At 54.6% G+C, this 12,819-nt stretch carries 14 protein-coding genes and 5 pseudogenes; 11 read left to right on the top strand and 8 right to left on the bottom strand.

The genetic code is table 11. From position 1 onward, the window contains the following. Nucleotides 1–83: 83 nt before the first annotated feature. Nucleotides 84–218 (bottom strand): annotated as a pseudogene (locus K6I40_RS06120) (IS5/IS1182 family transposase); the annotation flags it as partial. Nucleotides 219–275: 57 nt separating this feature from the next. Further along, nucleotides 276–632: pseudogene (locus K6I40_RS06115) on the bottom strand (alpha/beta fold hydrolase); the annotation flags it as partial. A gap of 85 nt (nucleotides 633–717) precedes the next feature. Here K6I40_RS06115 and K6I40_RS06110 point away from each other — a divergent pair. Next, a complete protein-coding gene (locus tag K6I40_RS06110; protein ID WP_255681469.1) occupies nucleotides 718–1,377 on the top strand; it encodes a helix-turn-helix domain-containing protein in 660 nt (219 codons plus the stop codon). Nucleotides 1,378–1,657: 280 nt separating this feature from the next. Continuing rightward, nucleotides 1,658–2,158 (top strand): alpha/beta fold hydrolase, encoded by a 501-nt coding sequence (locus K6I40_RS28930; RefSeq protein WP_345779398.1) that lies wholly within the window; start codon nucleotides 1,658–1,660, stop codon nucleotides 2,156–2,158. On the opposite strand, the gene K6I40_RS06105 is transcribed toward K6I40_RS28930, so the two are convergent. After that, nucleotides 2,103–2,471, bottom strand: a complete 369-nt coding sequence (locus K6I40_RS06105; protein ID WP_222913715.1) for a helix-turn-helix domain-containing protein — start codon at nucleotides 2,469–2,471, stop codon at nucleotides 2,103–2,105. The two genes, K6I40_RS28930 and K6I40_RS06105, sit on opposite strands and share 56 nt — an antisense overlap. Before the next feature lie 153 nt (nucleotides 2,472–2,624). On the opposite strand from K6I40_RS06105, the gene K6I40_RS06100 reads away from it, so the two are divergent. From K6I40_RS06100 to K6I40_RS28125, 4 genes and pseudogenes are all read left to right on the top strand, one after another. Beyond that, entirely contained in the window at nucleotides 2,625–3,032 is a 408-nt protein-coding gene (locus K6I40_RS06100; RefSeq protein ID WP_222913713.1) for a DoxX family protein, read from the top strand. 84 nt (nucleotides 3,033–3,116) lie between these two features. Continuing rightward, on the top strand, nucleotides 3,117–3,584 hold the full coding sequence (locus tag K6I40_RS06095) for a DUF6789 family protein (protein WP_255681468.1): 468 nt from the start codon (nucleotides 3,117–3,119) through the stop codon (nucleotides 3,582–3,584). 85 nt (nucleotides 3,585–3,669) lie between these two features. Beyond that, complete coding sequence (locus K6I40_RS06090) at nucleotides 3,670–3,918, top strand: Rdx family protein (RefSeq protein ID WP_222913711.1); 249 nt, start codon at nucleotides 3,670–3,672, stop codon at nucleotides 3,916–3,918. A 258-nt stretch (nucleotides 3,919–4,176) separates the two neighbouring features. Further along, nucleotides 4,177–4,719 (top strand): annotated as a pseudogene (locus K6I40_RS28125) (DNA polymerase domain-containing protein); the annotation flags it as partial. 511 nt (nucleotides 4,720–5,230) lie between these two features. On the opposite strand, the gene K6I40_RS28925 reads toward K6I40_RS28125, so the two are convergent. Beyond that, complete coding sequence (locus tag K6I40_RS28925) at nucleotides 5,231–5,569, bottom strand: DUF6788 family protein (protein WP_345779374.1); 339 nt, start codon at nucleotides 5,567–5,569, stop codon at nucleotides 5,231–5,233. Between the two features lie 108 nt (nucleotides 5,570–5,677). Here K6I40_RS28925 and K6I40_RS06080 point away from each other — a divergent pair. From K6I40_RS06080 to K6I40_RS06060, 5 genes and pseudogenes are all read left to right on the top strand, one after another. Next, nucleotides 5,678–6,041, top strand: a pseudogene (locus K6I40_RS06080) (hypothetical protein). A 954-nt stretch (nucleotides 6,042–6,995) separates the two neighbouring features. Continuing rightward, a complete protein-coding gene (locus K6I40_RS06075) occupies nucleotides 6,996–7,733 on the top strand; it encodes an AzlC family ABC transporter permease (protein WP_222913707.1) in 738 nt (245 codons plus the stop codon). After that, entirely contained in the window at nucleotides 7,726–8,037 is a 312-nt protein-coding gene (locus K6I40_RS06070; RefSeq protein ID WP_222913705.1) for an AzlD domain-containing protein, read from the top strand. The genes K6I40_RS06075 and K6I40_RS06070 overlap by 8 nt, the downstream gene beginning before the upstream one ends. A gap of 169 nt (nucleotides 8,038–8,206) precedes the next feature. After that, nucleotides 8,207–9,327, top strand: a pseudogene (locus tag K6I40_RS06065) (mandelate racemase/muconate lactonizing enzyme family protein). Nucleotides 9,328–9,391: 64 nt separating this feature from the next. After that, complete coding sequence (locus K6I40_RS06060) at nucleotides 9,392–10,138, top strand: class I SAM-dependent methyltransferase (protein ID WP_222913703.1); 747 nt, start codon at nucleotides 9,392–9,394, stop codon at nucleotides 10,136–10,138. Nucleotides 10,139–10,235: 97 nt separating this feature from the next. On the opposite strand, the gene K6I40_RS06055 is transcribed toward K6I40_RS06060, so the two are convergent. Genes K6I40_RS06055 through K6I40_RS06040 form a run of 4 tightly spaced genes read right to left on the bottom strand, consistent with a single transcriptional unit; the run spans nucleotide 10,236 to nucleotide 12,590 of the window. Continuing rightward, nucleotides 10,236–10,712, bottom strand: coding sequence for a GNAT family N-acetyltransferase (locus tag K6I40_RS06055; protein WP_222913702.1), 477 nt, complete (start codon nucleotides 10,710–10,712; stop codon nucleotides 10,236–10,238). Next, complete coding sequence (locus K6I40_RS06050) at nucleotides 10,712–11,107, bottom strand: hypothetical protein (protein ID WP_222913700.1); 396 nt, start codon at nucleotides 11,105–11,107, stop codon at nucleotides 10,712–10,714. Before K6I40_RS06050 ends, K6I40_RS06055 begins: the two co-directional genes overlap by 1 nt. Before the next feature lie 8 nt (nucleotides 11,108–11,115). Next, nucleotides 11,116–11,478: a Rieske 2Fe-2S domain-containing protein gene (locus K6I40_RS06045; RefSeq protein WP_222913698.1), complete on the bottom strand. Its 363-nt coding sequence runs from the start codon at nucleotides 11,476–11,478 to the stop codon at nucleotides 11,116–11,118. Further along, nucleotides 11,475–12,590: an amidohydrolase family protein gene (locus K6I40_RS06040; RefSeq protein WP_222913696.1), complete on the bottom strand. Its 1,116-nt coding sequence runs from the start codon at nucleotides 12,588–12,590 to the stop codon at nucleotides 11,475–11,477. The genes K6I40_RS06045 and K6I40_RS06040 overlap by 4 nt, the downstream gene beginning before the upstream one ends. Nucleotides 12,591–12,819 lie beyond the last annotated feature (229 nt).

Here is a 12,819-nt window from a genome sequence, read left to right as displayed (position 1 = left end):
CATCCGTCTCGTTTCGAGAGTCGTCTAAGAACTCACTGCTAACGGCTCAATATTTGTATTAGGAGCGTGTCATAGAATTCTCCTCATACCTTGAGCATCTCCCGTCCTGAGTTATCTCCTCGCTCATAATTGGTGATTGCGACGACGAGTCTAAGACACAGCGAGAGGAACACTTGTGTTCGTGCGTGGACGCGGCCTCGGTCGCGGACGTGCCCGAGGCGATCGACCATCGATGAGTGTCGGAGGGCGACGTTCCAAGCGACAAAGCCACCAAAGTCGTGCCCAACGATGTGGGCCGACTTCTGACCCTCACTGAGGATCAGTTCGCAGACGTCAGCTGCGAGATTCGAGAGCCGATAGGCATCAATACCATCGGGGGCGTCGCTCAGATTACAGCCCCGCTGGTCCGGGACGGCCACACGGAAGCCGGCGTCGACGAGCGGCCCGATCTGATTGCGCCAGCCGTACCAGAAATCGGGATGGCCATGCAGGAGGACGACCAATGGATCGTCAGGGTCGCCGGCGGCCACGACGTGTAACTGCAAGTCGTTAATTTCGCGGTAGGAGGATTCGAGCCCGTGCGAACCAAGTAACGATGCATCTGTGTCCGTGAGCGTTTCTGTGACTGCCATCAGTAGCGGTTTGTGGCTCAAATCGTATTCAATCGTTGTCGGATGTCCTAGTGTATTTAAAAGCAAGGCGGCCGCTGCACTAGCCATGAAATACCTCCATCTGTCGCTGCAGTACGAGCGGGAGGTCCAGCATCCGATGCAGCGGCTCCTGACGGATTCTGAGACTCTCGAGCGCAGTTGGCTCGTCACGTGGAACTTGCTGGGCGAGGGCGACATCATCTATACGCTATTTTATCTTATCGGCGATCGAGAACGATACGAACAGCACATTGCTGGTGCCGAGGGGGCGATCGACTTCGATATTACATCCGTTGACGACAGCTCGTTCTACGCATACGGTCGGGAGCGTGAGAAGGAAATCTTCAAGCGCTTCCGGACAGCCTTTCAACAGCCGTCAGTGGTTGTTGTGCCCCCACTCGCCTATCGGCCCAACGGGAGGGTAGACTTCGACGTCGTCGGCGAGCCTGAAGATCTAGCAGGAATTCTCGACAGGTTGCCTGACGAAATCACTGCAGAGGTGTCTGAGGTCGGCGAGTACGATGCTCGCCCAGGCGTCCCTGCTGTCGATCTCACGGCCCGGCAGCGTGAGGCGGTGGAGGTCGGGTACTATGAATATCCCCGGACCGGGAGTGTCGCAGACGTAGCCGAGATTCTCGACTGTGCAACGAGCACTGCCTCGAACCATCTGCAGAAGGCAGAAGCACGGCTTATCAGACAAATCATCAGAAACAGACGGCCCCGTTGAAACTCTACGTCTGTGAGCAGTTTTGGTGACCCTCTGAATGACGCACAACAAGCCAATCCAATATGACGCGGAAGAAAGGCACGCATCAAAATCATCTTCCGAAATTGTGCCACAATCCGTGACAGGAAGTCCAGCGTCGAAGTCGTTACTAGTGCCAGTTTCCACGTGCCTGGCGAGGTCGCCGCCGTCGCGATCGAATGGGCGTTCGGAACTGTTTAGTGGATGCCACGTTTTAGCGCCGTAGCCCACGCAAACAGTCACCGACACAGACGGAACAAAGATCGCCTACGAACGAGAGGGGTCGGGTCCGCCACTGATACTCCTCCACGGTGGATCGGGGACTCGCCGGACTTGGGATACCCTCCGCCCGCACCTCACCGACGACTTCACACTTATCGTTCCTGACCGGCGGGGCCGGGGAGAGAGCGGCGACGCCGACGCATTTCTCGAGACAATCCTCCCGCCAGAGCGATACGGTGATCCCGACGACCCACTTGGCAGCGTACTGTTCTGGCCGCCGGACCCCCAGCGATTACTCAGTCACCACCGAGTTGGATCGTGGCTGCGACTAGCAGCTGCGCTCACAGCAGCAGGATCTACCGGGAACAACCGGGCGGTGCAGATGGGCCCACCGCTCGAGCAGCAAGCGCTCTCTCATACAACTCATAGGATTTCGCTTCCCGGAGCGGTCCTCCGCCGGACACACTACAGGGGGAGAATCGATTTCAGTTACAAGATGTCTCTTGGAGATGCTCCTCTCCCCAGGCGTCCATCGCGTTGATTACGGGTTCGAGTGAGGAACCCTGTTCAGTCAGGGAGTACTCGACCCGGAACGGCTTTTCGCTCACGATCGCTCGGTTCACGAGTCCGTTGTCTTCCAAATCCTCGAGGCTGTTCGAGAGGACGGTACTGGATATCGACTCGATTTCGTCTTTGAGCGCATTGAACCCGAGCGGGCCATGTTCGAGTAGTCGGTGCACAATAACCGGATGCCATTTCTTCCCGATGAGATGGGCTGTACACGTCACCGTACACCAGTCGTCGTCAGCACACCAGGATGCAACGCACTCCTCTTCTTCGGTTGCTCTGCTCATTCGTTGCTAGCGGTACTGGATGTGGAGCTATTAGTATACCGCTACTAAGTCAGCGTTCCTGAGTCGGTAGGTGATCCACAGCCACTTAGCTAACAGTACTACATCAGTATCAGCTTCGCTTACACTTATCCGAGGTCTTGGATACCTCTCAGTATGGAAGACGCCTCTGTCGATCGTATTCAGTCACTGCAGCAGTCAATCCCGGAGTGGGTTCACATCGGTCTTCGTCTCGTTCTTGTCGCACTCGTCGCGAAACCAGCGCTGAGCAAGTTCGTCACCCACGAGAATTCGGTTTCATTCTTCGATGCGGTCGGGATACCCGCCCCTCAACTGATGGTCATCATTGCAGGCATCATCGAAGTCGGAGCGGTTTTCCTGCTGCTGGCTGGCGTCGGTAAGCGTCTCGCGGCTGTGTCACTCATTCCGGTGATGCTCGTCGCGATACTGTACGTCGGACCGGACTGGAAGAACCTCAGCGTGCTGTTCGGAGCGCTCGCATTCCTCGTCCTGAAGACTGATGTGGGCGCCGTCTGGCAGCCTGCTGATCGACTACTCGGTTAGGTCCTCCTCACGTAGTCTGGATAGTTGACTCCGTCAGTCCGACCTTGTCTTAGCCTTATTTAGTTGCTCACGGTCTCTTCGGGTGTGGCACAACACAAACTGAGAGCGGGATTCGGCTACGGTGTCGTCGCGACGATTGCGATGTCCATTCTCATGTTCCTCGCAGTAGTTTCGGGGAAATCCCCGATGTCACAGCCGATTCCGAAAGCGGTGGTCGCACAACTCTTCGGCAGCGATCTTCCGAAGCCGATGCTGATGGCACTCGCGATCGGACTCCATCTCGGCTATGGGGGCGTATTCGGCGCTGTCCTCGCACGGATTGCTCGCCCCGTGACAATCCGGAATGGACTCGCTCTCGGTATCGGCCTTTGGGCGTTGATGCAAGTCACGTTCCTGCCGTTCCTCGGTTGGGGACTATTCGGGACGGCGATCACGCCGGAGATAGCCGTTGCCACGTTCGTTCTACACCTCGTCTACGGTGGCGTGCTCGGCTGGGTGCTGAATCGTGAACTATCGTCGACGAGCGGAGAATCACCCACAACCGCTGACTGATGAGAAATCGGTTAGCCTACGTTAACCTGGTCAGCAAACCCTTGTCTTAACTTTACGGTGATTCCGCCCTGAGAAGAGCATAGGCATGACCTCAGTTGAAATCGAATACTGCGTACCCTGTGGATTACTTGACCCCGCAATTGAAACGCAGACCCGACTCCTGAACGAATTTGGACAAGAGCTGGACAGCGTCACCCTGATCCCCGGCCATGGAGGTGTATTCATTGTGACCGCCGACGGCGAGACCATCTGGGATAAGGGGGTTCACGGTGCTGACCTCGACTTAGAGCTCATCGTGGACGCAATCAACGATAGACTTCCATCAGAGGCCTAATCATCTTTAAATTCCATGCTCGAACTGGCACTGTCTAGATACGAAAAACCGCAAGACTCGAAGACGGTGGCGTTGCGATGTCGACTGTAAAACCACATGGAGAATCTGATATAACGGGACTCTATTCTACAAACGGCAGAAATTCGGCTACCTCAGCACATATCTCACGAGGTGAAACAATCACTGGGATCAGCACTGAAGCCATAACAGCCGCTGAAACGCCGTTCTATGCCAGAATTGCGTAACTAGACAGTGCCCTTTGGCAAAGCGGCTGGCGACAACGAGTTCAAAGTCAGAGGCATCGAACCTCGCCAGCGGTCAACCCTACCATTCATTAAGGACGTTCAGCAGAAGTGTCTGGACTGCCTCGATGCAACGCAGTCCCTAGACGCGGTGCTCGGTCGCCTCGAGAGAGCGGCCGAAGCACTTCATGCTGGAGACATTGCTGTAGAGTGGCTCGTCGAACGGAATCGCGTGTCCAAGCCACTTGAAGGCTACAGCCAGAACACGCAGAACGTGGCGGTGCTTGAACGGGCTCGCGACCAGGACCTCGCTGTCCACCCTGGATAGGATATCGAGTATGTGGTCGTCGACGACGAGAAATCCTCGCGGGACCTCGTCGCTCTCGCCCACGAAGATTTCGAGACCTACGACGCCTTATACTACAAGACACAGCTCTGACGAGCTGTCAAGAGTGTACTGTCACCGCTTGGATGGGACCGAACAGAGATTCGGCGAGAACTCGCAGCGCTGGAAGACACCACGTTGAGTTCATTCGGGCCCACCAGTGAACTGTCGTAGCGGACTGACCCACCACCCCACGTTTCCGACGTGAGCCAAGAAAGCCGGAGACGGCGGCGTGGCCACGATCTCGAATTCCGTACCCACACCCCACGTTTCCGTCGTACTCACAGATCAATAGGGAAGGGGAGTTGAAGAAGATGTCCACGACAAGAGAACCAAGACGAGAATGGCATAACCGCCCATAGATAGCCGTCTAAAGGATTGGCTGGAGAGGTTCGTTTCACTTGAGGGGGCGAAGTACTTCGCCCCCTCCTTGGACGAAGTATACTTAATGAGAGTTTCTCACCTATACTACTTTAATATATGTGTAGCAGAGATCAGTTCACCCCTAGATAGTTTATAATCCAATATTATTGGTAGGTGTGCGCTGCTAGCCTTAGTCTCCCCCTACGCCGTCGTGGAGAAACGACGGAAACGCGGGGGGGGTGTGGCCCCCTCGATCTCAGTCTCACCCCCTTCACTGACCTCCAGTTACGACGGAAACGTGGGGTGGGTGTCTTTCCTTCTCTCATTCGTTAACTGGTCCTCTGTAGTCCCAATCGAGTTTTTCACCCTTTCGACGAACGATATATTTGTATGGGCCATGCAACTGTCCGCGTTGACACTTACAGTTCTCTTTCCCGCAACTCACTTTCTTGATCACAACCGTTCCATCACTTGATTCTTCTATAGTTTCGATCGATTTACTGCCCCCTGTTATGATCTCTTCAGCGTCAACGTCTTGCCGATATGCGAGCAGTTCGTCGACCCAATTCCCGAGTGCGCGAAGAGTTGCGTCGTTTTGCTTTGGGACACTATCTGCGATATATTTCGGAAGCGAATCCGGTGGTTCTGGTTGAGATGTCATCGACCTTACTAAACAATCGGTCCAGATAGACCATGGATGTTTGGTAAGACTTGAGGGCTGTGTTTAGTTAAGCGTGAAAAGTGAGGCGGGACGATTTTGTGCTGGTCTATGGCAAAAACCGACCGCCTCAACGGTTGTAGCGACTGGATCGATTTGAGTTTTGTGGAGCGAGAACGGACACCGCGTCAGCTGATGGAGCTCGATATTCGACTCCACCTTGTCGAATTATCGCTTTCAAATATCGTTCGAGAACTCGAGAAGTTTAGTGTCGAGCGATCACGTAAGGCTATTCATGATTGGGTACAGAAGATTTCGATACGAAAAACATGGAAATCGGAACACTGTCGAACGTATCTTTAGAGAGATAAAACGACGTACCTCTTCGTTCTCAAACTGCTTTAGTCACGTTAGACCATCAACCGCAGAATCGTGGCTCCAAGCCTTCGCTGTCTGGCAGAATGCTACAAACTAAACACGACCTAGGAATACTCCCCCAATTCTTAATAGGCTACGGGAATCGCCGCCGACCGTACGAGTTTGACGAGGGGCTCGTCGCGTTGTTCATTGCTGGCGCGGTCGGTGTGTTCATACACTTCGCTGTTGGCGATCGGTGAGTAGACCGAGCGGGTGCCTACTTTATTACATCTCGGCAACGTCTAAGAGTCCCCATGAGGAGTTGCGAACGACACGAAACGTTCACGAACTCGGTTCGCTTGCTTGTGGGGTCAAATTAACTTACCGAACCCCGTTCGGATCTGTTGAGCACTCATTAGTCATTCTCTCAGACGTAAAGTAGCCGTTCAGTCGGTTGCTAACTTAGCGGCTGTCTCATCACTAACTACCTGCTGAATACACCCTGGGGTCAGCGCATAGATTTGGGAACTGGTCCGTTAGCTAATGCAGTACTCTAATCTATTAAACTGTGAGTATAATTTATAAGGGTTGCACAGAACAATCCAATGATGGCGATACCTGGTTGGCTCTGGCCTGATGATCGTTACAGAGATGAGACTCAGCGTCCTCGTAAATCTCTCGAGACCTCAGAGATTAAGCACGCAACCAGCGTATTTGAAATCCTATCGAATACGACCCGGCTGGAAATTCTCGTCTCACTCCATGGGCAATCCGAACCAATCTCTTATACAGGACTTCAAGAATCGATATCAGTCGACGATAAGGGTCAATTCAACTATCACCTCCGCAAGCTAGACCACCTCATTTGTACCCAGGATGGAGAATACACGCTGACGAATCGTGGTGAAACATTCATACAGAGGGTTCTATCTGAAGATTTGATCTTCGACCACGAGGAAGTGCCTGTTGAGGAGAAATGAATTTCTCCGAACCATTAGGTGGTCTCGTACCTGAGCTGTAACTGTGTTGGTTTCGACTAAAGACCAGTTGAATACGTTATGGGAGGGAAAGAATGAGCGCTGAAGATGCTGATCCAGCACACCGCTCAGAGGAATCAGAAGGACCTACTGTGGAATTTTCACTTGGTGGTGTGCGAGATGGTTTTATCGGGTGTGTGCCAATTGCCCTCGGCGTGGCTGGATATGGCATTGTCTTTGGAGTGCTTGCTCACCAAGCCGGATTAAGTGTTGCCGAAGCAGCGTTCATGAGCGCAACCGTTCTCGCAGGAGCAGCTCAGTTAATCGCAATTGAGCTATGGGAAACTCCAATTCCAATACTTGCCGTTATTGGTACGACGTTCATCGTCAATCTACGTTACGTGCTAATGGGTGCAGCGTTACGTCCCTGGTTCAGCCAGCTCTCTCCGGCGAAAGCGTATGGAAGTGTCTTCTTCACGGCAGACGAGAATTGGGCGCTTACCATGGGAAAGCTCAAATCTGGGAGTCATCAGGGTGCATATCTCCTTGGCAGCGGGCTCGCCATCTGGTCGTTCTGGATCATCGCGACAGTTATCGGAGCGATAGCCGGAGGTGTGATAGGGGAACCGTCACAGTACGGACTTGATTTCATTCTTACAGCGGTCTTTATTGCAATTGCCGTTGGGCTCTGGGAGGGAAAGTCGAGTTTGCTGCCCTGGATAGCCTCCTTCGGTATTGCTGTTCTCAGTGCGCAGTTTTTACCAGGACGTTGGTACATTCTTTTTGGAGGAGTGGCCGGTAGTCTCGTTGAGGTGATTCGCTTTGATGGGTAGACTCCAACTTGACCCGTTAGTTATTGCTGTTATCATCGGGATGAGTGTAGCTACCTATGCGACAAAGGCAGGTGGACTATGGCTTCTGGGCCGTATTAATGTCTCAGACCGGACTGAAGCTGGACTTGAGGTGTTACCCGGTACGATTATCATCTCCATTCTTGGCCCTGAATTGACTAGTGCTGGTCCTGCGGAATGGGGTGCTGCTGCCGTCGTGCTTCTAGTGATGTGGCGAACTGAGAACGTGCTTGTTGCACTCGTCTGTGGTGTTGCGGCCGTTCTACTGTCCAGAAGTATGTTATAGGGGTCTCTATAAAATCTCATCGTCGAGACCAGCAGTGAACTCGCGAGCGAAACGGCAGCCAGGGTTGGAGGAGCAAAGCCGGCGGAGACAACTGCTAAATACACACCGGCAGTGTCATTTAATTATACACCAATAAATTAAAGCAATTCCAGGAAATATTAGGAAAAGAATGCTCACAATAACGGAAATCGAAGCGATACCGGTTAGGCTGGACATACGCCCCCTCTCGGAACCCCTCGGCATCGCACCCTACGTGACGACGTACACCGAGTTCTACGACATGGAGCGAGTACTCATCCGACTTGACACCGATGGCGACATCACCGGGTGGGGTGAGATGCGCTCGACCCTCTCGACCAACTCTACAAAGGCAGTCATCGAGACTGATATTGCGGACAAACTCGCCGGTGAGCCCGTCTCAGCTGTCGAGTCGCTCCCCGAGCGGTTCGACTCGTTCCAGTACTTCGACATCGATCCCTTTCTCGGTGGTGTCGAGATGGCGATGTGGGATGCGTGGGGCCAGTACCTCGAACAGCCCTCTATAGGCTCCTCGGTGGGAAGGTCCGCGAGGAGGTCGATGTCTCGTTTTGTCTCGGCGTACTTGAACCCGAGGAGTCCCGCGATCACGCCCGTAAGGCTCTCGAACACGGGTTCGACGTGCTCAAGACCAAGGCAGGCCGCGACTGGCGACAGGACGTCGAGCGCATCGTGGCTATGCACGACGAGGTCAACGGCCAACTAGAGTTCCGACTTGACCCCAACGAGGGATGGACCACCGAGGAGGCCGTCAGGGTCGCTGCCTCGCTCGAAGACGAGGGTATCTACCTCCAGTACCTCGAACAGCCGATTCGTATCGACAACTTCGGGTCATTCAAGCGCTTGCGTGAGCGGCTCCGGACACCTATCGCCGCCAACGAGGACATGTACTTCCGACACAATCTGCTCGAACTCATTAAGCAAGACGCCATCGACGCGGGCGTCATCGATATGGTTCCCGCGGGCGGACTGCAGGCCGCCAAGCGACTTGCGGGCATCGCCGACGACGCCGGAATTTCTCTGTCTCACCACTGCGCGTTCGACCTCGGCATAAAGTCCGCAGCGCTGGCCCATCTCGTCGCCACTACGCCAGCTATTAACCTGCCGCCGGACAGTGTCTACTACGCTTGGGACGAGCATATTATTGAAGAGCCGTTCGACTTGTCGGATGGGACGCTACCAGTGCCTGAGAAGCCGGGCCTCGGTGTAACCGTCGACGAGTCCAACGTCGAAGAGTACCGAATCGACCGATAGCTCCGGACTATCTCACACATCTTCATTGCAAAAGATTAAGACATTCTATGAACGATTAAATACCATGGATAACGATAGTCCATACTCGGACTGTTTCTACAATTTCGAGCGCGAGATAGACGAAGAGGAGTGCACCAAGTTTGTCACGTCGTTGCTCGATGCCGATTCCGACCGTATTCGGAGGCTGTATAGTGAGATTCGAACCGACGAGACGTTCCACGACGCCATCGAGGCTGGATTGACTGAGACTAATGTCAGACCCGACGAACTCGGACCTAACTGGCGGGACGTGCTCTACGTTCTCGTCCGCCTCCGGACGCCTGAGACAGTGGTTGAAACCGGTGTCTTCGACGGCCTGAGTTCAGCGTACTTGCTTCGAGCACTCAACGTGAACGGGGAGGGGACGCTGGTCTCCATCGACATTAAGGACCCCGAAATTCTGCCGAGTGACGTCGAGGACCCTACCCCAGGCTGGACGGTGCCCGATGACTTACAATCGTACTGGGACCTCAGAATTGGCGACGCCCGCGAAATTCTACCCGAAGTCGCAGCCGAGACCACGATAGATCTGTTCCTCCATGACTCGAACCACGACGCCGACCACATGGCGTTTGAATTCGATGCTGCCGCCGAAGGGATGGAACCCAACGCGATACTGCTCGCAGACAACGTGGAGTACAACGACGCGTTCGCGAACTTCGCCAAGGATAACCTCCGGAACGTCTCGAAACTCACTAACGCGAAGAAGTCCCTCCAGCGCGACGGCGGCATCGTTCAGAACGATAAGTTGGGTGCTGGGCTAATCAGGTGAGTCACCTCAGTCCTCGGTAGTCGAAACGTCTCGGCGCTCGACCAGAGAGGCGTCCCATTCGTGGCTGAGGAAGCCGTATCGGTGGCGGTGCCAATACTCACCGTCCACGAACCGACTCTCCCGGAGCACCCCCTCGTGCTCGAATCCAATTTTTCGAGGACGCGACGCGAGGGATCGTTGAACTCCCGCACATCGGCCCGGACCTTATGGAGTCGTAACTGCTCGAATGCGTACTGAACCAGTAGCCGGATACCCTCGGTCGCGTGGCCCTTCCCCGCTGGTCAGGGTCGATCCAGTAGCTGATGGCGGCCGTGCCGTGCGTGTAACTCACGTCATGGAGCGAGATGTACCCGACACGGGCGTCCGAGGTAGCAATAACGAACTGGTAGTCGCGTTCCTCGGTGTGATCGTCACGCAACTGCTCAGTGTTGGTCGGGCCGTTGCCGAGCATTGCCCGTCGAATCTGGCGGTCGTTAATATTGTCCCGCAAGAAGTCGAGATCGCTCTCCTCAACGGTCTTTAGTCGGACGTCCTCGCCCTCAATAAACGTAGAGCCGGGGATATCATCTATCATTACTCTTCGAGTGCCTCGGTAACTTGGTCGACGAACTTGTCGATCCCAATCTCGAACACTGTGTAGCCGTCTGGACTCCGGTGTCGGCCGATGGTTATCACCTTCTCGCCGTCGATTTGTACCTCCCAGTCGTCTCGATACGAGGCGTTCCGGCCGACGAAGCGGATGGAAACTCCGAGTTTGGTCTCTAGCTTCTTAACGACGGCGCGCTTGAGCGTCCCATCAGCGAACCGTGGCGGCCGGTAAGCCCGGAGGTCATGAGACTCAAACTCCTTGACCGCATCCGCCCACCAGTCGGGAAGCGAGGACATCTCGATGTCACCGTAGGGGTCGTCGTCCTCTCCGGGATTCCGGTGCGCGATAGCTTCGACGGCGATGGACGTGTCTCGGGACATTATCACGATTAGAGAGTCACATAGAGATCGCCGCCCTCCTCAACGACCTCGTAGGTAGGTACTCGGTACTCGTCGGGTCGTGCGAGGTTATGGCCCGACTTGATATCAAACTCCCAGCCGTGCCACGGACAGCAGACGAACTCACCGTCGCGCTCGTAGCTGAGTTCGCCATCTTCGTCTTCAACGAGTTCTCCGGTTAGTCGCCCCTCGCAGGCAGGGCCGCCTTGATGAGTGCAGTAATTAAGGAGACCGTGGTACTCCCCGTTGAGGTTGAATACCGCTATCTCGAGCTCCTTGACGTCCACAATAACGTGTTCGCCTTCGTCGAGTTCGTCTGCGGTCGTAACAAAGTGTTTTTGTTTCCCGCTCATAGGTCGAATACATTTGAAGCGGTCCGGCCGTAGATGTTCTGTATCTCGTCGTCGTCGAACTCGGTGCGGAGCGAACTCAGCAGTGTGTCGGTGTAGTCAAAGTCGTAGTGGGGATAGTCGGTCGAGAACATGAGGTTCTCAGCACCGTCGAACATCCGAATGGTGTGACAGAGATACTCAGGATCATCGATGCCTTCGGTCGGTTGGCTGGTAAAGAAGAAGTGGTCGCGTATGTAGTCGCTTGGGCGCTTCTCTAGCAGCGGCGCGTCGTTCTGCTTCTTGCCGTACTCGTTGTCGTAACGCCGCATGAAGTACGGAATCCAGCCGATTCCCGACTCCTGAATGACGAAGTCAAGGTCAGGGAACCGGACCGGGACACCGTTCGTGAGCATAGTTGATAAGTGCCACATCTGCTCGGCGGAGTGGTAGGGGACGTGGACCTCGATGTAGCGTTTCGTGCCGCGCCACTGGATGGGGTAGTTACCGACGATGCCGGTCGCGGCATTATGGATCATCACCGGGAGTCCGGCATCCTCGGCGGCTTCGTAGATGGGGAAATACTGCTCGCGACCTAGCGGCGGATGGACGCCACCGCCGGGAATCATGATGGCCTTTATTTGGGATTCATTACCCAGTCGGTCGATTTCCTCGGCTGATTTCTCGGGCTTCTGGGGTGTGACGACCATCGAGCCGTGGTACCCCTCGTCGAGGATAGTATCGAGCAACCAGTTATTATAGGCGGTCATGAACCCTGCCGCGAGTTCGTCGTGGTGGACCAACCCGAGGCGGAGATTCAGGCCAGGCGTGAGGATGGCGTCGTCGAGGTTGAGGAGTTCCATCGCGCGTTCAACGTCCTCGGGGCCCCGAACGTCGTCGGTCTCGGCTCGACCGGTATCGGTCGGAGTGAGATGGCCTGCTGAAGGGTACAACTGGCTTAGGTAGCCGCCCTCTACTTGTCCCCGTTTCCCCTGATTGTTGACGTTGAGGAGCTTGTTGAACGGCTCTTCAAGATATGGTAGGATGTCGTCCTGCTGTTCCGTCAGATGGAGGTCGGTATCTATGACCGGGTTGAGGTCATCTACTGAGGAGACCGTTCGTTTTTTCTCTCCCATACTTCTACCTATATTATGTGCATAAATAAATTTAATCCTCTTAACGACAGTTTGAATTTGAGGACAAATAGCCGAACCGGCTTCAAGAGGATGACTTAGTTGAGTTCCGCCAACTCATTCGAGATGAGTTCGAACAGACGAAGGACACTCCAATAGTACCGGAGGAAAGCAGTTGAGAGAAAATCGTCGTAGGCTACCTCGACGAGTCTGAATTCACAGGTTGGATGGG

The sequence above is a fragment of the Natrinema sp. SYSU A 869 genome (assembly GCF_019879105.1).
In the GTDB taxonomy this organism is placed as follows: domain Archaea; phylum Halobacteriota; class Halobacteria; order Halobacteriales; family Natrialbaceae; genus Natrinema.
This window is presented reverse-complemented; position numbering and strand designations above follow the sequence as displayed.

Coding starts and splice junctions, on each gene's coding strand:
- K6I40_RS06110 (WP_255681469.1), top strand. CDS start 718: ATGAAATACCTCCATCTGTCGCTGCAGTACGAGCGGGAGGTCCAGCAT.
- K6I40_RS06105 (WP_222913715.1), bottom strand. CDS start 2,471: ATGAGCAGAGCAACCGAAGAAGAGGAGTGCGTTGCATCCTGGTGTGCT.
- K6I40_RS06100 (WP_222913713.1), top strand. CDS start 2,625: ATGGAAGACGCCTCTGTCGATCGTATTCAGTCACTGCAGCAGTCAATC.
- K6I40_RS06090 (WP_222913711.1), top strand. CDS start 3,670: ATGACCTCAGTTGAAATCGAATACTGCGTACCCTGTGGATTACTTGAC.
- K6I40_RS28925 (WP_345779374.1), bottom strand. CDS start 5,569: ATGACATCTCAACCAGAACCACCGGATTCGCTTCCGAAATATATCGCA.
- K6I40_RS06075 (WP_222913707.1), top strand. CDS start 6,996: ATGAGCGCTGAAGATGCTGATCCAGCACACCGCTCAGAGGAATCAGAA.
- K6I40_RS06070 (WP_222913705.1), top strand. CDS start 7,726: ATGGGTAGACTCCAACTTGACCCGTTAGTTATTGCTGTTATCATCGGG.
- K6I40_RS06060 (WP_222913703.1), top strand. CDS start 9,392: ATGGATAACGATAGTCCATACTCGGACTGTTTCTACAATTTCGAGCGC.
- K6I40_RS06055 (WP_222913702.1), bottom strand. CDS start 10,712: ATGATAGATGATATCCCCGGCTCTACGTTTATTGAGGGCGAGGACGTC.
- K6I40_RS06050 (WP_222913700.1), bottom strand. CDS start 11,107: ATGTCCCGAGACACGTCCATCGCCGTCGAAGCTATCGCGCACCGGAAT.
- K6I40_RS06045 (WP_222913698.1), bottom strand. CDS start 11,478: ATGAGCGGGAAACAAAAACACTTTGTTACGACCGCAGACGAACTCGAC.
- K6I40_RS06040 (WP_222913696.1), bottom strand. CDS start 12,590: ATGGGAGAGAAAAAACGAACGGTCTCCTCAGTAGATGACCTCAACCCG.